Consider the following 16,733-nt stretch of genomic DNA (forward strand, 5'->3'; position numbering starts at 1 on the left):
CCGCTTTAAGCAGGATGGTGAACGGCGGTTAGCCAATTTAGGCAGACGCTTGGGATACAGCTGAAAACACTACCCTACGGCTCCAGTTCGATGTCCCAGTAGAGGTAGTCGAGCCAGCTCTGGTGCAGGAAGTGGGGCGGAAAGCGCCGGCCCGCCTGCTGCAACTGCCAGGCGCTGGGCTGGTGGGCGGTGCGGCGCAGGGGCATGTGGGCCTGGCCTGGGGTGCGGCCGCCCTTGCGCAGATTGCAGGGGCCGCAGGCGGCGACGATGTTCTGCCACGTCGTGCGCCCGCCGCGCGAGCGCGGGATGACATGGTCAAAGGTCAGGTCCTGGGTCGTGCCCGGCTCGCCGCAGTACTGGCAGGCGAAGCCGTCGCGCAGGAACACGTTGAAACGCGTGAAGGCCGGCTTGCGGTCCTGGTCCACATAGGACTTCAGGCAGACCACGCTGGGTAGTTGCATCTCCAGCGACGGGCTGCGGACCACCTTGTCATAGGTGGCGACCACGTCGACGCGGTCCTGCCACACGGCCTTGACGACCTCTTCCCAGGGCCAGAGCGACAGGGGGAAATAGGACAACGGCCTGAAATCGGCGTTCAGCACCAAGGCTGGAAAGCCGGACGGCGGGCGGGTCAGGACCTGCATCAGGCCCTCCCGCCGATACGGGGGGTTATCGACGCGACAGGACTGAAGACACGTCTCCTTCCTTGGTCTGATGCAGAAATCCTACGCCTGATTCCCCCGCATCGCCATGACCAGTACGCAGCGTTTTCGTGACATCCGCGGATCAGCGTCTGGAGATGAAGCTGGGGCAGGCCGGCAGGCTCCAGCCCCACTTCAAGGCGCCCGCGCGCAGCATGAAGCCCGCCGCCAGCCCCACGGCCACCGCCGGCCACGTCGGAACCGCCAGCGCCTTCAGGCCGACGAAGACGCCGGCCGACGCCAGCGCCGCCGTAATGTTCAGCTCGCGGCGCAGCAGAATCGAGGGCTGGTGCGCCAGCACGTCGCGCACGATGCCGCCGAAACAGGCGGTCAGCACCCCCATGACGATGCAGATCAGGGGCGCGACATTATAGGACGCCGCCTTGGCCGCTCCCATGACGCCATAGGCCGCCAGCCCCACCGCATCCAGCCACAGCAAGGCCCGGAACCGCCATGGGCGCGAGCCCAGCAGCCAGAAGCCGACCGCCACCACCAGACAAACGGCCACATAGACCCAGTCCTGCACCCAGAAGACCGGCGCTCCGATCAACAGGTCGCGCAAGGTGCCGCCGCCCATGCCGGTGACGGCGGCGAAGAAGGCGAAGGTGATCACGTCATGCTTGGCGCGCGACGCGGCAAGAGCCCCGGTGGCGGCGAAGACGGCCACGCCCGCAAAATCCAGCAACGGCAGCACCGCAGCCGGACGAACCAGGTCTGCGCCCGCGATCGGCTCCAACATCCTCATCATCCCCAGGGCGCCGCCCCGGCGCCGCCTTCGGGGTCGCCCCCGGCCTCGGTACGACGAAGGTTAGACGCCCTCGTCCAGCGCGATGTCGCCGCGCCGAACGCCACCATACCACCCCCAGAGCAAATGCGCCGCCACCGCGCGATGCGGTCGCCAGATCTCGGCCCGGGCATAGGCCTGTTTCTCGCTCGGCCGAGCTTCGGCCCGGTCGGCCCAGCGCATGGCCTCCTGAAGCGCCACGTCGCCGCCGGGGAAGACGTCCTGTCGCCCCTCGCAGAACATCAAAAAGGTCTCGGCGGTCCACCGCCCCACCCCCTTGATGGACACAAGGGCGGCGATAGCCTCGGCGTCGTTCAGCCGTTCCAGGTGGTCGAAGTCGATATGCCCCTCGGTCTGGGCGCGGGCGATCTCATGGCCGTATCTCGCCTTCTGCCCCGACAGGCCGAAGGTGCGCAGCGTCTCGACGTCGCGCGCCAGCACCGCCTCCGGCGTCACCTGCCCGTCCAGCCCCTCGACCACGCGTTTCCAGATCGACGCCGCCGCCGCCACCGACACCTGCTGTTCGACAATCATACGGAACAGGCCCTCATAGCCGCCGGGCCGCAGCCGCCATTCAAAGACCGGCGTCGAGGCGTGGGCGCGCGCCAGCGCCGGATCGGCGGCGGCTAGAGCCTCGCGGGCGGCGGCGACGGAGGCAGAAGACGGAGCAAGGGCCATGGGATCGTATCGACAGAAAAACGGCGCCGCTTTAGCATCGCGCCATGCGTACCTTGGACGATCTTCTCTACCCGATCACGCCTGATCGCTTCTTCGCCGAGTTCCACGGCCGAAAACCGCTGCACATCCCCGCGCCGGCCGGCGTGCCCAAGCGGGCCCTGCTGGACTGGTCGACGTTCAACGGCCTGCTGAACCAGCCCTCGATCTGGACGGCGCAGAGCCTGAAGCTGGTGCAGAACACCCAGCCCGTGCCGCCCGAACGCTATTGCCGCACCGTCCAGAGCCAATCCGGGCCGGCCTTCCGCCCGGATCCGGCCAAGGTGGCGCTTTTCGTCGCCGAGGGCGCCAGCCTGATCGCCGGCGATGTGCAGGACCTGACAGGGCCGATCGCCGCGCTTTCGTCTGTCCTCAGCCGGACCTTCGCCGCCAACGCGGGGGCGAACATCTATTGCTCGTTCAAGGGTGTGCAGGCCTTCGGCGCCCATTTCGACCTGACTGACGTCTTCGCCGTGCAGACCGAAGGCGAGAAGCTGTGGCGCATCTACGAAAATCGCGCGAACGCTCCGGTGGAGATGCCCTCTGACGTCGGCGACATGCGGCGCTGGCTCGACCAGACGAAGGGCCGTCTCCAGGCCGAGGTGATGATGCGGCCGGGCGACGTGCTCTACCTGCCGCGCGGCTGCTATCACGACGCCTTGGCCCAGGACGCGGCGTCCCTGCACGTCACCTTCTCCATCGCCGCCTTGCATGGCCGCATCATCTTCAACCTGCTGGAACAGGCGGCTATGCAGGACCCCGCCTTCCGGGCCTATCTGCCGCCGTCCGGCCAGGACACCGGTCGCGCCCTGCAGCAGCACCTGGCGGGCCTGGGGCAGAGGCTGGCGCAACTGGCCGCGTCGCCCGCCTTCCGCGACGAAGTGGCTATGACGCAGGAACGGCTGACGCCGCGCGCCCATCGCTTCGCCCTGCCTCATCGCGAGCCGCTGACCCGCTACGGCCGCACCGCCATAATGGCTCCGGCCTATGCCGGACCTGTAGCCCACGCCATGCACTGGGCGCTGTCACAGCAGGTCTTCAGCCTTGAAGACCTGATCGCCCAGTTCGACTTCGTGTCCGAGGCCGACATCCGCACCGCCGTGGATCAGGCCGAAAAGGCGGGAGCGCTGAAGCGGGCGTGACCCGTTCGCCCGCCATGTTCGTCACCCGCTTCGCACCCTCCCCTACCGGCCGCCTGCACAAGGGGCACGCCTTCTCGGCCCTGACGGCCTGGCGGGCGGCGAAGGCGGCGGGCGGGCGCTTTATCCTTCGGATCGAGGACATCGACCCGACGCGCTGTCGGCCCGAGTTCGAAGCCGGGATCTACGAGGATCTGGCCTGGCTGGGGCTGGACTGGGAGACGCCGGTGCGGCGCCAGTCCGATCACCTGGCCGACTACGCTGCCGTGGTCGAGTCGCTGGACCATCGCGGCCTGCTCTACCGCTGCTTCCGCACCCGCAAGGAGATACTGGACGCCATCGGCGCTGCACCTCACGGGCCGGCCGAGGCCGCCCGGCCCGGCCCGCACCCGGCTGACGAGGAAGCGCGCCTGCTGGCTGAAGGGCGTCCCTTCGCCTGGCGGCTGTCGCTGGATCGGGCGAAAGAGGCGCTGGGCGTGGCGGCCTGGGACGCCTTGAGCTTCATCGAGGAAGGCTCAGGCCCGAATGGCGAAACCGGCCGCATCAAGGCGCGGCCGGAGACGGCGGGCGACGTCGTGCTGGCGCGCAAGGACGCCGGGACGGCCTATCATCTGGCGGTCACCCACGACGACGCCCTGCAGGGCGTCAGCCATGTCATTCGCGGCCAGGACCTGTTCGAGGCGACCCATGTCCAGCGGTTGTTTCAGGCCTTGATGGATTGGCCCGCGCCCGTCTATCGCCACCACCGCCTGCTGGCCGGGCCGGACGGCCGCCGCTACGCCAAGCGCGACCAATCCGTCACCCTGGCCGAACTGCGCGCGGGCGGCCTGTTGCCGGATCGGCTCGGGGCGGAGCTGGCGTAATGAGTCCGCACGAGCCGCCCAACAAAAAAGACGCGGAGGTCGCCCCCCGCGTCTCTTCGTGGAATCCTAGGGATTCGTGGGCTTAGAGAACCTTGAGGTCCACAGCCGAGGTCTTGCCGCGCTGGGATTCCAGCTCGTATTCGACCTTGGCGTTTTCATCGAGGCCGACCAGACCCGCCTTCTGAACGGCGGTGATGTGGACGAAAACGTCCGCGCCGCCGGTGTCGGGTTGAATGAAGCCGAAGCCCTTGGTGGGGTTGAACCACTTGACCGTGCCGGTCGCCATATTGCGTCTCCGTAAACGCGCTTTTCCAGGCGGACGTCCTTGCAGGAGCGCCCGTCAGCCCATCTGGACAAGCTCGTTCAGGCGAAGGAGCAAGACGTGGGTTTGGACCCCACGTGAAATCCGGACTGCACCATTGTTGTCACCCGACTATCCACAGCGGTCAACTGTAAAGCGAATCTGAAACAACGGCCTTTACAGTTAATTTCGCTTCCTTGCGCACACACCTATGGCGGCGGCATCCAGATGAAAGTGGTCCCGGTGCGCCGCATTGTAGTCGGGGGTCAGAACATTTCCGAACACCTTGCATCCGCCGTCCCGCAGACGCCGAAGAAAGATTTCGCCCTCCCGTCCGGCAGGGCCTGATCCATCCCAATCATCGGCCACAGACACGCGCCGGCCGTCTGAAAGTCTTACCGCGCTGACATCCAGCGCATTGGCGCGCGCATGCTGGCTGGGTCGCGCCGCCGCGTCGCGCGAGCCATAGACCCGCCGGCAGGCGAAGGTCCCCAGGTTGTCAATTCGCGTCGCCTGCGCCCCCAGGATGGCGCGCGCCGCCGGCTGCACTGTCTCGCGATCCCACAGAAGAAGACGCGCGGCCATGGGGCAGCGCATGACCACCCCCGCCGGACTGAGCGGCGCCTGCTCGCCGCCGGAAATCCTCACCGCGCCGCGCACTACGCAGAAGCCGCCGTCATCCTGATCTGGAACGCGCGACGCGGTCACGCCGGCTTGCCGCAGCAGCGTCAGGCATTGCGCCGTCAGTTTTTCGGCGCGTTGCGCAGAGTCCGCATCGGAAACCTCCAGCGCCGCCAGCTTGGCCGCTGTCGCCGCGCCGACCGGCTGGCGCAGGTCGAGCGCCTTCCAAGGCAGGTCCTGAGGCGGCGCGAACGCGTCCACGAGCGCAAACAAGCCGCAGGCGGCCAGGATCGCCGCCCATAGTCCGCTCCACAGATCCGCAACAGGGGTCGCACGCGTCGCCATAGGGGCCCAATGCATCGAACCGCGCCTTGATCCTTCAAGCCGCCTGCCTCTGGCGCGGTCGGCTAAATGGCCGCAAGGTCGATGGATCGCTGCACGAGGACGCCGCCGATGGCCAAGGACGACTACGCCGACATCCTGGAAGCCCTGCAGATCCAGATGGTCGAGACCCAGGCCTGGGCCATCGAACGGGGGCTGAAGGTCGTCATCGTCTTCGAGGGACGCGACGCCGCCGGCAAAGACGGGGCGATCAAGCGCATGACCGAATACATGGCACCGCGGCAGACTCGGGTCGTCGCCCTGCCCAAGCCGACCGATCGCGAGACGTCGCAGTGGTATTTTCAGCGCTACGCGGCCCACCTGCCTGCAGCGGGCGAAATCGTGATCTTCAACCGGTCGTGGTACAATCGGGCCGGGGTCGAGCCGGTCATGGGCTTCTGCACCCCCGAACAGCATGAGCGATTCCTGCACGACGCCCCGCATTTCGAGCGGATGCTGACCCAGTCCGGGACCTTATTGATCAAGCTATGGCTGGACATCAGTCGCGATGAACAGGCCCGCCGCCTGGAAGAGCGCGCCGATCACCCGCTGAAACGCTTCAAGGTCTCAGCCCTGGACGCCGAAGCCCAGGCGCGCTGGAGCGCCTATTCGGCCGCTCGCGACGAGATGCTGAAGCGCACGCATCTGGACTACGCGCCCTGGACCGTGGTGGCGACCGACAAGAAGAAGACGGCGCGCCTGAACATTCTGCGCCACGTCCTGCGGACGCTGGATCGCCCCGGCCTGGAATGTCGCGAGCCGGACCCGGCCGTCGTCTTCCCAGCCGACCAGGCGGCGGGGCGGCTGGCGCAATAGGGCGACGTCAGCTGTCGCGCCAGGTCGCGTCAGCCGGCGACGAAGCGCTATTTCAAGCCATCTTCCGCCAGGGTGTGCGCCACAAGGGCGTTGGCGTGGCCGTGTCCCATGTCGTGCTCGTCCTTCAGCATGGTGACCAACTCCATGTGCTTGGCCGGATAGGCGGCGCGGATCTCCGCCTTCCACTCGGCGACTGGACGGCCGTACTTCTTCTCAATGGAAGGAAAGTAGGATGCAGGCCCCTGGATCGGCGCTTCGGTCATCGGCGGCTCGCTTCTGTTTCGGCGCCAGTTAAGGCGGGGCGGCAGGCCGATGCAACCGCCTTGAAGAACGGCGTTTCAACGCCGCCCCTTCACCCTCGGCGGCATCAAGGTCTATGACCGACCACATGAACACAGCCCCGCTTCCCGACGCCGCCGGCCAGAACTGGGTCGACCGCCATGCGCCCGAACGGCTGAAGCCTTGGCTGAAGCTGGGCCGCTTCGACCGGCCGATCGGCACCTGGCTGCTGCTGCTGCCTGGCTGGCAGGGGATCATGCTGGCGTTGAACCAGTACGGCCGGCCCTTCGGCGGCTATGAGCTGTGGCTGCTGGTCGGCTTCGCTATCGGCGCCGCTCTGATGCGCGGCGCCGGCTGCGCCGTGAACGATATCGTCGACCGCGACTTCGACGCCCAGGTGGCGCGCACGGCGATGCGGCCCATTCCGGCGGGCCAGATCAGCGTCAAACAGGCCTGGGCCTTCGTCATCGGCCTGTGCCTGGTCAGCCTGTGCATCCTGCTGACGATGAACCTGATGTCGGTGCTGCTGGGCGCCCTGTCTCTGGGGCTGGTGGCGGCCTATCCCTTCATGAAGCGGATCACCTGGTGGCCCCAGGCGTGGCTGGGCCTGACCTTCAACTGGGGCGCCCTGCTGGGCTTCGCCGCCGCCACGGGCGGCCTGTTCGCGCTCGGCTGGATCTATGTGCTGCAGGTGAAGCTCCGCGGCGACAGCTACTGGATGGCCGAGGGACTGGATCGGATGGGCGACCTCGCCCTGTCGGCGGGGCTGCTTTACGCGGGCGGGATTTTCTGGACGCTTGGCTACGACACCATCTACGCGCTGCAGGACATCGAAGACGACGTCATGGCCGGGGTGAAGTCCTCGGCGCGGGCGCTGGGCGGCAATGTCAAGCAAGGCGTGGCGGGCTTCTACGTGCTGGCGGTAGCCCTGGCGGGCGCCGCGGGTTGGGCGGCTGGTCTGGGACCGATCTTCTTTGTCGGCCTGACGCTCTACGCATTCCACCTCGCCTGGCAGGTCGTCCGATTGGCCCCGGAGGACACGACCTTGTGTCTGCGTCTTTTCAAGTCAAATCGCGATGCGGGGTTGATCCTTCTGGCCGCCATCGCGTTCAACGGCTTAGCTTTCTGATCGAACCGTTCCCAAGGAGCCCGGCATGATCCCTTCGCGCGCCCTTCGCGTCCTTCTCGTCACAGCCGCCGTCGCGGCCTCGCTCGCCGCCTGCCAGCGCAACGAGAAGAAGGAAGCGCCAGCCGCGCCTGCAGCCTCCGCGCACGCCGTCGAAGGCCCGCTGAAGTACGATAGCGCCACGCCCTACGCCAAGGTCAGCCTGACCCTGCCGGAGAACGTACTGTCCTACCCGGCGCTCTACACTCCGCTTTACCGCGACGAGGTGGCCAAGCTGAAAGAGTACGCCGAGGGCGCGCAGGCCGATCGCACCGAGGCCGGCTCGCCCGAAGGCATGCCGCCTTATGAGAAGACCATTGTCTACGGCGCCCCGATCGAAACCGGCCGTCTGTTCAGCCTGATGCGGACAGACTTCGATTATTCGGGCGGGGCCCATCCGAACACGGTCGCCACCGGCCTGCTGTGGGACAAGGCCGAGGGCCGCCGCATCGCCGCTGCCGAACTGTTCGCCGATAGGGCCGACAAGACCACTGTGGAGCGGGCCCTGTGCCAGGCGGTGAATGCGGCCAAGACCAAGCGCCCCGGCGCCTCGCCCGTCTCCACGACCAGCGAAACCTGGTCCTGCCCCAAGCTGAAAGACGTAGCCGTGACCCTGGCGCCCGGCACGGTGCCCGGCAAGGCGGGTGGGCTGACCTTCCTGCTCGATGCCTATGCGGTCGGCCCCTATGTCGAGGGCGCCTACTATCTGACTCTGCCGCTGGCGGCCTTCCAAAGCGCCCTGTCGCCGGAATATGCGGGCGAGTTCGAAGGCGCCCCGGCCAAGGCGGGCGACGTGACCGATGACCTGCGACTGAAGGCGCCCGCCGCCTGATCCGCGATCAGTCGGCGCTCTTCAAAAAGGCGTCGACCAGGGCGTCCAACCGTCCGGGCTGGTCGATCATGATGAAGTGCCGGGCGTCATCGACGCGCTTCAGCGTCACGCCCGGCAAGGCGGCGTACTCGCGGCTCCACATAGCGTCGGCCAGGGCGGCGGGCGCTCCGCCGTTCGCGTCTGCGGCGTAGACCGCCCAGACCGGCGTGGTCATGGCAGCCAGACCCGGGCGCGCGTCGATGGTCATCACCTCGCGGATGGCCGAGGCCATCGCCTGTCGGTCCGAGGCCATCGACCACTCGACCATGGCGGCGCGCCCGGCGGCATCACGCATCATGCCCACAGCCGTCTGCTGCTGCTGGACGCGGAACGCCTCCGCGTCCGCGTTCACAATGCCCGCCGCCGCCTGATCGGCGAACGGCTGCGCCGTCTGCGGCGTGACCTGCGGGCCGAACATGGCGCTGAAGAAGGGCAGGCTGTCGACGCTCATCACCCGACTGCCCCCCTCGGGATGCTGCTGGGCCAGCAACAGGCCGCTGAGGCCGCCCATTGAATGGCCGATGACAACGGGCCGCTCCAGCATCGCCGCATAACGGGCCAGTTCATCGACGACCGGCTCGACAAAGGCTCCGTCGCCGTGCGTCCAGGGCTCGCCCGCAAAACCCGCCAGTTGCACCAGATGGACACGATGCGAGGCAGACAGACGCCGGGCCAGCGGCCGCCACACCTCGCGCGATGAAGCGAAACCGGGGATCAGGATCACGTCCGGCCCCTGCCCGATCACCTCGACCGACAGGCGATCGGAGACGTAAGCGGCCGGCTGGGCTTGGGCCGGTTCAGACTTGGCCGGCGACGCCGTCAGACTAGCGGCGCTGAAGCCGATGGCGGCGGCCAGACTGAAGGCGCGCAGGATCTTGGCGGGCGCGGAGATCTTGGTCATGGCGTTTCCTTTGTGTGACGACCCTGCCCGCTGTTCGGCGCTCAGCAAGGTTCGCTCCTCGGATCAGGACCGAGGATGACGAGGTTGAAACGAGACAAGGAGTAAGGTTTTCCTCACTTTCGCGTCAGGCGTGCGGATTCTCGAAAATGTCCTCGACCGGCTGCTCGAACAGCGCGGCGATGCGATAAGCCAGGTCCAGCGACGGGTCGTGCTTCTCGGTTTCGAGGGCATTGACCGCCTGTCGCGAGACTCCCAGCGCCTGCCCCAGCTGCTCCTGGGTCCAGTTACGCTCGGCGCGCAGCAACTTCAGCTTGTTCTTCATCAGTTCGACGACCGGACGAAGGGCGAAACCAGACCGAACGCGGCCCAGAACAGCGGATAGATCAGCCAGGCCGGCAGATGCGGCGCCCCGGCGAAACTCTCGCCGAAGCCCCAGAAGGTCGCCGCCGCCATCGCCAGGCCCGAGGCGATGATGAACTGTTTGGCGGTGACCATGCGCACAAACTCGTCGCTCTCGCGCATCAAGGCCAGGGTCGACCAGATCTGGCCCACCACCGGCGCAGCCACCGCCGCCGCCAGGATCCATCCTGCAGGCTTGCCCATCACGCCGTCGAAAGCGTCCGTGGTCATCATCGCCACGCAAATCAGCATGTAAGGGATCATAAAAGCGAATGTGCGCAGGACGTAGCGGCGTCCGGCGGGCGTGTGTTTCGGGGCAAGGCTCAGCATGGCAGGCGCTCCTGACTTTATGTAATGAGAACCTGACACCAACACCATGTCATGTCAACCTGACTTTTTATCAGCCTGAGCTGACTTTGTTGCCAGCGGCTTCGACGCCCCCTAGCTTGCCGTCATGCGTAGTCTATCCGCCCTCGTCGCCGTTTTCCTGACGACAGCCGCGCCGCTTCCAGCGCTGGCCGCCGCCCCCGCGCCAGTCCATGCGGAGGACGTCCGCGGCGCGCGCGACTACGCGGACCTGCCGCGGCTCGAGGGCGCGCGCATTCGCGCCTGGCGGCAGTTGTCGGTGGCCGAGATCACCTTGCCGACCGCCGCCGTCTCGGAAGGCGCCGCCACCGAAGACGCCCATCGCATCCAGGGTCAGATCAGTCATCTGGACTATGTCGTCCGTCCCGCCGTCGCCCCGATCGATATGGCGCGCCACTATGAAGAAGCTCTGCGCGAGGGCGGCTATGAGACCGTCTTCGCCTGCACCGGCATCGCCCGCTGCGGTTCGGGCATGAGCGCTCTGATCCTTCTGAGCGACGCGGTGGCGCCGGCCGGCTTCGCTGACGGCGTGTTCAATGATCAGGTCAGAGTGATCGTGGCGCGCAAGGGTTCGACCTGGGTCTTGCTGCATATGACGCGCGGACCGGACCGGTCGCTGGTCTATCAGGCCGTGATCGAGGGCGCCCGTGAGCTCGACTAGGCGCATCGCCGACCCCGCCCGCTTCATCCGCGACAACACCCGCCTTCAGCCCGTCTCGCACACGCCCGAAATCGCCCTGTGGCTGGCCGACGAGGTCACGCCGATCTGGCGCCTGACGGAAGAGGAGCTGGGCGAGATGGGCCTGCCGCCCCCGTTCTGGGCCTTCGCCTGGGCGGGCGGACAGGCGTTGGCGCGCTGGCTGCTGGACCATCCAGAGGCTGTGGCGGGGCGCCGGGTGCTGGATCTCGCGACCGGCTCAGGCCTGGTGGCGATTGCGGCGATGAAGGCGGGGGCGGCCTCAGTTCTGGCCGCCGACATCGACCCCTTCTGCGCCGCCGCCGTCGCCGCCAACGCACAGGCCAACAGCGTCGAGATCGCCTTCACCGCCGACAATCTGCTGGAGACGCCGCCCCCGCCCGTCGATGTCATCTGCGCCGGGGACGTCTTCTATGAAGGACCGATGGCGCAGGCCGTCCTGGCGTGGCTGACGCAGGCGCGAGCGGCCAGGACGACCGTACTGGTTGGCGATCCCGGCCGGAGCTATTTCCCGAAGCAGGGCCTCAGCCTGCTGGCGGAATACCGCGTGCCGACCACGCGCGAGCTGGAGGACCAGGAGGTCAAGCGCACGCGGGTATGGTCGCTGGACGCCTGACGAAGCCTCAGGCGTCGCGCGGCAGGACGGTCAGCACCCGCGCCATGTGCTGATGGAAGGCTTCCATATAGTCGCGCAGGAACTGCTCCGTGCCGGGAACGCTGACATTGCCGTCGTCATCGATCAGGTCAGGAGTCATCTGGATATAGGCCTCGACCGAGTTCATCTGCGGGGCCTGGAGGAAGCCCAGAATGGGTCGAAGGACCTGCTGGCCCACCGCCGTGCCGATCGCGCCGGGCGAGGCGCCGATGACGGCCGTCGGCTTGTTCTTGAAGACATTGGTCCCATAGGGGCGACTGGCCCAGTCGATGGCGTTCTTCAGACCGCCAGGGATGGAGCGGTTGTATTCCGGCGTGACGATCAGGATGGCGTCCGAGCCCTTGATCGCCGCCTTGAAGTCGTTGGCCACCGCCGGATAGTCGGCGTCGTAGTCGTAGGAATACAGCGGCAGGTCGGCGAAGCTGATCTCGGTCATGTTCAGCTTATCCGGCGCCAGACGGACCAGCGCCTTGGCCAGCTTACGATTGATCGAGCCCTTGGCCAGGCTGCCGATGATATAGCCGACGTTATAGGTGGTCATGAGGAGCGTCCTACTGCAGAGGGGCGGCGTCCGCAGCCGCTGGCGAGTCAATGCCCAGCCAAGCTTGGCGGTTCCGCGTCAGACACGCACCTTATGTCGCCCCCGCCCCGCCTCGCCGAAGACGCGCAGATAGCGCTCGATCTCGCCGCGCTCGCCGGTCGCCTTTTCGACGTTGTCCGACAGCTTGACCGCAGGACGCCCCGCCGCCTGCGTCACCTTGCACACCAGCGACAGGGGCAAGAGCTCGGGCGCCTCGACAGGGGCGCAGTCGCGGAAGTCGTTGGTCAGGTTCGTGCCCCAGCCGAAGCTCGTCCGCACCCGGCCCTTGAAGTGGGCGTGCGCCGCCTCGATGCCGTCGACGTCCAGGCCGTCGGCCAGAACCAGCAGTCGCTCGCGCGGGTCGCGGCCCTTTGAGGCCCACCACTTCATGATGGTCTCGCCGCCCTCGATCGGCGGAGCGGAGTCGGGGCGGAAGCCTTTCCAGTCGGCCAGCCAGTCCGGCGCGTCGTCCAGGAAGGCCTGGGTGCCGAAGGCGTCCGGCAGGGCGATCAGCAGATTGCCGTCATAAGCCGCGCGCCATTCCTCCAGCACGCGATAGGGCGCGGCGCGCAAGGCCGCCTCGTCCTCGCCCGCCATCGCCGCCAGCACCATCGGCAGTTCGTGACCGTTAGTGCCGATGGCCTCCAGATCGTTGTTCATCGCCAGCAGCACGTTGGAGGTGCCGATGAAGGCGGCGCCCAGCCCTTCCTTCAGGGCCTCGACGCACCAGCCCTGCCACAGGAAGCCGTGGCGACGCCGCGTGCCGAAGTCGGACAGGGACAGCGGTTCGAGCTTTCTCAGGCGCTCGATCTTGCTCCACAGCTTGGTCTTGGCGCGCGAATAGAGGATGTCCAGTTCGAACCGGCCCATGCGGCGCAGGGCGCGGCGGCTGCGCAGCTCGTTCAGGATCGACAGAGCCGGGATTTCCCAAAGGGTGACGTCGGCCCAGCTCCCCGAAAACTCCAGTCGATACTGGCCGTCGCCGCTGCGCGACAGGTCATATTCGGGCAGGCGATAGTCGGCCAGCCAGGCCAGGAAGTCGGGGCTGAAGATCGACTTCACCCCATAGAAGGTGTTGCCGCCCAGCCAGATCAGCTCGCGATTGGTGAAACGCAGGGACCGGGCGTGGTCCAACTGGGCGCGCAGTTCGGCCTCGTCCACCTCGTCGGCCAGGCGGACCGACGTGGTGCGGTTGATGACCGAGAAGGTCACCGACACGTCACGGAAGCGCCGCCAGATCAGCTGCAGCATCAGCAGCTTGTAGAAGTCGGTGTCCAACAGGCTGCGGACGATGGGGTCCAGGCGCCAGCCGTGGTCATAGGCCCGCTTGGCCAGGTCGATGTTCGCCATGCCTGATCAGTCCGCCTTTCGTTCCGCCGGTTCGATGACCGCTTCCGCCGGGGCCTCGTCCTCGTTGACGAGGCGCCCCTCGCGGTGAGGCTTGATATAGGGAGTCGGCTGCGGCGTGGGCATATTGCCCCGCATCATGGATCGCCCCGCCCCCAGGCCGCCGGTCACCTCCAGGTCCAGCCGCGCCTCGTCGCGACGGCGCACGTCGGCGATGACCTCGGCCGCTTCGTCCTGCGACAGGCCCAGAGCTTCCAGCACGGCCCCTCCAAACTTGAGGGCGGATTCGAAGGTCTCGCGCACCTGATAGTTCACGCCCGCCTGGATCAGGCGCAGCGAGTGGCCGCGATCGAAGGCGCGGACCAGCAGCTTCACGCCGGGAAACTCCGACCTCACCAATTGGACGATGCGGTCGGCGGTGTCGGGCTTGTCGACGCACACCAGCACCGCCTCGGCCTTGCCCGCGCCTGAGGCCCTGAGCGTGTCCAGACGCGTGCCGTCGCCATAGTAGACCTTGAAGCCGAAGTTTCCCGCCGCCTGGATCATCTCCACGTCATTCTCGATGATCGACACGTCCACGGCCCGCGCCAGCAGCGGCTGGGACACCACCTGGCCAAAACGACCGAAACCGATGATCAGCACTTGGCCGCCCAGACCGTCGGCGCGGTCGACGCCTTCGGCTTCTTCGGGCGATAGGCTCGCCTCCTTTGGCAGGAACCGTTTCAGCGCCAGCGTCGTCAGGGGCGTCAGCGCCATCGACAGGATGACGATGGCCGTCAGGGCCGCGCCGGCGTTGGCGTCGATCACGCCGGCGCCGGCGGCCGCACCATACAGGACGAAGGCGAATTCGCCCCCTTGCGCGAACAGGGCCGCCCGCTCGACCGCCTCATGATGGCGCGCCCTGAACAGGCGGGCGACGACGTAGATGACCAGGGCCTTGACCACCATGAAGGCGGCCAGACCGGCGACGACGATGCGCCAATCGCTGACGACCACGCCGATATCCAGCGCCATGCCGACCGACAGGAAGAACAGGCCCAGCAGGATGGCGCGGAACGGCTCCACGTCGGCTTCCAACTGGTGCCGGAAGGTCGAGTCCGAAAGCAGCACCCCCGCCAGGAAGGCGCCCATGGCCATCGACAGGCCGACCTCGTTCATGATCCAGGCCGTGCCCGCCACCACCAGCAAGGCCGCCGCCGTCATCACCTCACGCCCGCCGTTGCGCGCCAGGGATCGGAACGCCGGATTGATGGCGTAGACGCCCACCGCCAGCACGCCCGCCAGCGCCGCCAGCGCCAGGCCGATCGATCGCCATAGCGGCGTCGTGCTCTCGGCCGCATGGCCAAGGGAGGCGCCCAGCAAGGCCACGATGGCCAGCAGCGGCACAATGGCCAGGTCCTCGAACAGCAGGATGCTGACCGCCCTCTGGCCGCTGGGGGTCGGCAGGTCGCCGCGCTCTTCCAGCATCTGCACGATGACGGCCGTGGAGGACATGACGAAGCCCATCGCCCCGACGAAGGCGACCGGCGCCGAAACCCCCGCCGCCATGGCGACGCCGGTCAGGGCCAGTCCCGCCAGCCCGACCTGGGCCGAACCCAGGCCGAAAATCTCGCTACGCATCCCCCACAGGCGCTTGGGCCTCATCTCCAGTCCAATCAGGAACAGGAAGATGACCACGCCGAACTCGGCCACGTGCAGGATGGTCTGCGGCTCGCGAAACAGGGCCAACCCGAAAGGGCCTATGGCGGCTCCGGCGGCCAAGTAGCCGAGCACTGAGCCCAACCCTAACTTGCGGAATACAGGCACGGCCACCACGCCGGCCGCCAGCAGGGCCGCCACATGACCCAGGTCCAGTCCCGTCGCCGCCTCGGCCATCGCTCACCTGTGAGGATCGTGTCATTTCATAGTGGGGGCGAACGCGGTCGATTGCGAGAGCGCCTCGCCAAATGCGCCGCCGTCGGAACTGCCCGCCCGGGACGCGGGTTTCCCCCGCTGGGCCGCCAGGAGCCCTTTTTGCCGGGAGAACGCCATGAAGATTCGCGACGTGATGAGCAAGGACGTGCAGGTCGCCCGCCCCGAAGACACCCTGCAGGCCGTCGCCGGGCGGATGGCGGCGGGTGATTTCGGCTTTATCCCCGTGGCCGATGGCGACCGACTTATCGGCGCCCTGACCGACCGTGACATCGTCGTGCGCGGTGTCGCTTCGGGCGCCGGGCCGGACGCGCGGGTGCTGGACGTGCTGTCGCGCGACGCCCTTGTGGTGCGAGCCGACGACGACCTGAAGGTCGCGCTGGACCTGATGTCCTCTCGCCAGATCCGCCGCCTGCCGGTGGTGGACAAGGACGGCCGTCTGGTCGGGGTGGTGTCGCTGGGCGACCTGTCCACGCGGGTCAAGGAGCGCTACGCCGGTGAAGCACTGGAAGAGATTTCCCGCCCCGGCTGACGGCTTAAGACCTCGCTAACCATGTCGCGGAACCCCGCGATAACAGCTGCGCCGCCATGCTGTCCCTTTCTTTGCGAGGGGAGATCGGCATGGCGCGCGCTCAGTTCCAGAAGGGCCAGAAGGTCTGGGTCGAGAGCGTTGGCGTCTGGGCCCAGATCGAGCAGGTCAATCCCGTCTGGGCCAAGGGTTTCGACGAGCCTGTCCGCATCACCTACGACGTCGGTCTGGGCCGTGAATTCGCCGGCGCCGAGCTCCAGCTGCCGGCCGAGGATCACGCCGCCGCCGGCGCCCTGGGCGACTGGCGCATCCTGCGCGCGCGCAACAAGTGGCAGGACGCCGCCGACTGCGCGCACCACCCCTTCCCCGGCAGCTATCCGGTCGTCGTTACCGACAAGGCCGATTGGGGCGGCTGGCGCGTGCCCGGCGCCGAATACGACCGCGATCCCCAGCGCATCGAATTCCAGTCCCGCCTGATCGCCGCTGCGCCCGAACTGATGGATCTCGCTCGCGAACTGCTGGCGTCCGTGGCTGAGGCCCCGGACGACGCCCCGCCCGAGACCGTTCGCCTGGCGCGCCGCGCCCAGACGATGCTGCGGCGGATCACCGACGTCCTGGCGCCGCCGCCTGAGGTCGCGCGACAGGGATCTGCCGACGCCTCCGCGCCAATGGAAACCGAAGCTTAGCGGCTGGACGCCGCCGTGCAGCCTCCT

At 67.5% G+C, this 16,733-nt stretch carries 21 protein-coding genes; 9 read left to right on the plus strand and 12 right to left on the minus strand.

The features are described 5' to 3' along the window. Positions 1 to 74 precede the first annotated feature (74 nt). From H9656_RS07255 to H9656_RS07265, 3 genes are all read right to left on the minus strand, one after another. Positions 75 to 647, minus strand: coding sequence for an HNH endonuclease (locus tag H9656_RS07255; protein WP_191743781.1), 573 nt, complete (start codon positions 645 to 647; stop codon positions 75 to 77). 139 nt (positions 648 to 786) lie between these two features. Next, complete coding sequence (locus H9656_RS07260) at positions 787 to 1,449, minus strand: trimeric intracellular cation channel family protein (RefSeq protein WP_191743490.1); 663 nt, start codon at positions 1,447 to 1,449, stop codon at positions 787 to 789. Positions 1,450 to 1,509: 60 nt separating this feature from the next. Then, on the minus strand, positions 1,510 to 2,163 hold the full coding sequence (locus H9656_RS07265; protein ID WP_191743491.1) for a DNA-3-methyladenine glycosylase family protein: 654 nt from the start codon (positions 2,161 to 2,163) through the stop codon (positions 1,510 to 1,512). Positions 2,164 to 2,207: 44 nt separating this feature from the next. On the opposite strand from H9656_RS07265, the gene H9656_RS07270 reads away from it, so the two are divergent. Beyond that, positions 2,208 to 3,341, plus strand: coding sequence for a JmjC domain-containing protein (locus H9656_RS07270; RefSeq protein WP_191743492.1), 1,134 nt, complete (start codon positions 2,208 to 2,210; stop codon positions 3,339 to 3,341). Positions 3,342 to 3,355: 14 nt separating this feature from the next. Further along, entirely contained in the window at positions 3,356 to 4,201 is an 846-nt protein-coding gene (gluQRS, locus tag H9656_RS07275) for a tRNA glutamyl-Q(34) synthetase GluQRS (protein WP_191743782.1), read from the plus strand. Between the two features lie 82 nt (positions 4,202 to 4,283). On the opposite strand, the gene H9656_RS07280 is transcribed toward gluQRS, so the two are convergent. Further along, positions 4,284 to 4,487, minus strand: a complete 204-nt coding sequence (locus tag H9656_RS07280) for a cold-shock protein (protein WP_191743493.1) — start codon at positions 4,485 to 4,487, stop codon at positions 4,284 to 4,286. A 198-nt stretch (positions 4,488 to 4,685) separates the two neighbouring features. After that, a complete protein-coding gene (locus tag H9656_RS07285; RefSeq protein ID WP_225212262.1) occupies positions 4,686 to 5,483 on the minus strand; it encodes an extensin family protein in 798 nt (265 codons plus the stop codon). Between the two features lie 93 nt (positions 5,484 to 5,576). On the opposite strand from H9656_RS07285, the gene ppk2 reads away from it, so the two are divergent. Beyond that, positions 5,577 to 6,320, plus strand: a complete 744-nt coding sequence (gene ppk2 / locus H9656_RS07290; RefSeq protein ID WP_191743494.1) for a polyphosphate kinase 2 — start codon at positions 5,577 to 5,579, stop codon at positions 6,318 to 6,320. 47 nt (positions 6,321 to 6,367) lie between these two features. Here the strand turns inward: ppk2 and H9656_RS07295 are convergent, their stop codons facing one another. Further along, positions 6,368 to 6,583 carry a DUF4287 domain-containing protein gene (locus H9656_RS07295; protein ID WP_191743495.1) on the minus strand — a complete coding sequence of 72 codons (216 nt, stop codon included), beginning with the start codon at positions 6,581 to 6,583 and terminating at the stop codon, positions 6,368 to 6,370. A 125-nt stretch (positions 6,584 to 6,708) separates the two neighbouring features. Here H9656_RS07295 and H9656_RS07300 point away from each other — a divergent pair, with 125 nt between their 5' ends. Then, positions 6,709 to 7,728, plus strand: coding sequence for a UbiA family prenyltransferase (locus H9656_RS07300; RefSeq protein ID WP_191743496.1), 1,020 nt, complete (start codon positions 6,709 to 6,711; stop codon positions 7,726 to 7,728). A 25-nt stretch (positions 7,729 to 7,753) separates the two neighbouring features. Next, positions 7,754 to 8,596 (plus strand): DUF3298 and DUF4163 domain-containing protein, encoded by an 843-nt coding sequence (locus tag H9656_RS07305; RefSeq protein ID WP_191743497.1) that lies wholly within the window; start codon positions 7,754 to 7,756, stop codon positions 8,594 to 8,596. A 7-nt stretch (positions 8,597 to 8,603) separates the two neighbouring features. Here H9656_RS07305 and H9656_RS07310 read toward each other — a convergent pair whose 3' ends face one another. The 3 genes from H9656_RS07310 to H9656_RS07320 all read right to left on the minus strand — a co-directional run bounded on the left by H9656_RS07310 (position 8,604) and on the right by H9656_RS07320 (position 10,265). Beyond that, complete coding sequence (locus tag H9656_RS07310; protein ID WP_191743498.1) at positions 8,604 to 9,536, minus strand: alpha/beta fold hydrolase; 933 nt, start codon at positions 9,534 to 9,536, stop codon at positions 8,604 to 8,606. 124 nt (positions 9,537 to 9,660) lie between these two features. Next, positions 9,661 to 9,858: a helix-turn-helix transcriptional regulator gene (locus tag H9656_RS07315; protein ID WP_025978509.1), complete on the minus strand. Its 198-nt coding sequence runs from the start codon at positions 9,856 to 9,858 to the stop codon at positions 9,661 to 9,663. After that, on the minus strand, positions 9,858 to 10,265 hold the full coding sequence (locus H9656_RS07320) for a hypothetical protein (protein WP_191743499.1): 408 nt from the start codon (positions 10,263 to 10,265) through the stop codon (positions 9,858 to 9,860). Before H9656_RS07320 ends, H9656_RS07315 begins: the two co-directional genes overlap by 1 nt. A gap of 124 nt (positions 10,266 to 10,389) precedes the next feature. On the opposite strand from H9656_RS07320, the gene H9656_RS07325 reads away from it, so the two are divergent. Together H9656_RS07325 and H9656_RS07330 are read left to right on the plus strand one after the other, a co-directional pair. Beyond that, positions 10,390 to 10,962: a hypothetical protein gene (locus H9656_RS07325; RefSeq protein ID WP_191743500.1), complete on the plus strand. Its 573-nt coding sequence runs from the start codon at positions 10,390 to 10,392 to the stop codon at positions 10,960 to 10,962. Further along, positions 10,949 to 11,614: a class I SAM-dependent methyltransferase gene (locus H9656_RS07330; RefSeq protein ID WP_191743501.1), complete on the plus strand. Its 666-nt coding sequence runs from the start codon at positions 10,949 to 10,951 to the stop codon at positions 11,612 to 11,614. The genes H9656_RS07325 and H9656_RS07330 overlap by 14 nt, the downstream gene beginning before the upstream one ends. A 7-nt stretch (positions 11,615 to 11,621) precedes the next feature. On the opposite strand, the gene H9656_RS07335 is transcribed toward H9656_RS07330, so the two are convergent. The 3 genes from H9656_RS07335 to H9656_RS07345 all read right to left on the minus strand — a co-directional run bounded on the left by H9656_RS07335 (position 11,622) and on the right by H9656_RS07345 (position 15,455). Next, positions 11,622 to 12,194 (minus strand): NADPH-dependent FMN reductase, encoded by a 573-nt coding sequence (locus tag H9656_RS07335; RefSeq protein WP_191743502.1) that lies wholly within the window; start codon positions 12,192 to 12,194, stop codon positions 11,622 to 11,624. A 78-nt stretch (positions 12,195 to 12,272) separates the two neighbouring features. Continuing rightward, on the minus strand, positions 12,273 to 13,583 hold the full coding sequence (locus tag H9656_RS07340; RefSeq protein WP_191743503.1) for a nicotinate phosphoribosyltransferase: 1,311 nt from the start codon (positions 13,581 to 13,583) through the stop codon (positions 12,273 to 12,275). A gap of 6 nt (positions 13,584 to 13,589) precedes the next feature. Next, positions 13,590 to 15,455 (minus strand): monovalent cation:proton antiporter-2 (CPA2) family protein, encoded by a 1,866-nt coding sequence (locus tag H9656_RS07345; protein WP_191743504.1) that lies wholly within the window; start codon positions 15,453 to 15,455, stop codon positions 13,590 to 13,592. A gap of 154 nt (positions 15,456 to 15,609) precedes the next feature. Here H9656_RS07345 and H9656_RS07350 point away from each other — a divergent pair, with 154 nt between their 5' ends. Further along, positions 15,610 to 16,023, plus strand: coding sequence for a CBS domain-containing protein (locus H9656_RS07350; protein WP_134582385.1), 414 nt, complete (start codon positions 15,610 to 15,612; stop codon positions 16,021 to 16,023). An 89-nt stretch (positions 16,024 to 16,112) separates the two neighbouring features. Then, positions 16,113 to 16,706 carry a hypothetical protein gene (locus tag H9656_RS07355; RefSeq protein ID WP_191743505.1) on the plus strand — a complete coding sequence of 198 codons (594 nt, stop codon included), beginning with the start codon at positions 16,113 to 16,115 and terminating at the stop codon, positions 16,704 to 16,706. The last annotated feature ends 27 nt before the right edge of the window (positions 16,707 to 16,733 follow it).

The organism is Brevundimonas guildfordensis (assembly GCF_014836405.1).
Lineage (GTDB): Bacteria > Pseudomonadota > Alphaproteobacteria > Caulobacterales > Caulobacteraceae > Brevundimonas > Brevundimonas guildfordensis.

What these genes read in the sequence shown, in the direction of transcription:
- H9656_RS07335 (WP_191743502.1), bottom strand. Translation starts at nt 12,194, where the DNA reads ATGACCACCTATAACGTCGGCTATATCATCGGCAGCCTGGCCAAGGGC.
- H9656_RS07260 (WP_191743490.1), bottom strand. Translation starts at nt 1,449, where the DNA reads ATGATGAGGATGTTGGAGCCGATCGCGGGCGCAGACCTGGTTCGTCCG.
- H9656_RS07345 (WP_191743504.1), bottom strand. Translation starts at nt 15,455, where the DNA reads ATGGCCGAGGCGGCGACGGGACTGGACCTGGGTCATGTGGCGGCCCTG.
- gluQRS (WP_191743782.1), top strand. Translation starts at nt 3,356, where the DNA reads ATGTTCGTCACCCGCTTCGCACCCTCCCCTACCGGCCGCCTGCACAAG.
- H9656_RS07280 (WP_191743493.1), bottom strand. Translation starts at nt 4,487, where the DNA reads ATGGCGACCGGCACGGTCAAGTGGTTCAACCCCACCAAGGGCTTCGGC.
- H9656_RS07320 (WP_191743499.1), bottom strand. Translation starts at nt 10,265, where the DNA reads ATGCTGAGCCTTGCCCCGAAACACACGCCCGCCGGACGCCGCTACGTC.
- H9656_RS07265 (WP_191743491.1), bottom strand. Translation starts at nt 2,163, where the DNA reads ATGGCCCTTGCTCCGTCTTCTGCCTCCGTCGCCGCCGCCCGCGAGGCT.
- H9656_RS07285 (WP_225212262.1), bottom strand. Translation starts at nt 5,483, where the DNA reads ATGCATTGGGCCCCTATGGCGACGCGTGCGACCCCTGTTGCGGATCTG.
- H9656_RS07350 (WP_134582385.1), top strand. Translation starts at nt 15,610, where the DNA reads ATGAAGATTCGCGACGTGATGAGCAAGGACGTGCAGGTCGCCCGCCCC.
- H9656_RS07325 (WP_191743500.1), top strand. Translation starts at nt 10,390, where the DNA reads ATGCGTAGTCTATCCGCCCTCGTCGCCGTTTTCCTGACGACAGCCGCG.
- H9656_RS07355 (WP_191743505.1), top strand. Translation starts at nt 16,113, where the DNA reads ATGGCGCGCGCTCAGTTCCAGAAGGGCCAGAAGGTCTGGGTCGAGAGC.
- H9656_RS07295 (WP_191743495.1), bottom strand. Translation starts at nt 6,583, where the DNA reads ATGACCGAAGCGCCGATCCAGGGGCCTGCATCCTACTTTCCTTCCATT.
- H9656_RS07270 (WP_191743492.1), top strand. Translation starts at nt 2,208, where the DNA reads ATGCGTACCTTGGACGATCTTCTCTACCCGATCACGCCTGATCGCTTC.
- H9656_RS07305 (WP_191743497.1), top strand. Translation starts at nt 7,754, where the DNA reads ATGATCCCTTCGCGCGCCCTTCGCGTCCTTCTCGTCACAGCCGCCGTC.
- H9656_RS07315 (WP_025978509.1), bottom strand. Translation starts at nt 9,858, where the DNA reads ATGAAGAACAAGCTGAAGTTGCTGCGCGCCGAGCGTAACTGGACCCAG.
- H9656_RS07340 (WP_191743503.1), bottom strand. Translation starts at nt 13,583, where the DNA reads ATGGCGAACATCGACCTGGCCAAGCGGGCCTATGACCACGGCTGGCGC.
- H9656_RS07300 (WP_191743496.1), top strand. Translation starts at nt 6,709, where the DNA reads ATGAACACAGCCCCGCTTCCCGACGCCGCCGGCCAGAACTGGGTCGAC.
- H9656_RS07310 (WP_191743498.1), bottom strand. Translation starts at nt 9,536, where the DNA reads ATGACCAAGATCTCCGCGCCCGCCAAGATCCTGCGCGCCTTCAGTCTG.
- ppk2 (WP_191743494.1), top strand. Translation starts at nt 5,577, where the DNA reads ATGGCCAAGGACGACTACGCCGACATCCTGGAAGCCCTGCAGATCCAG.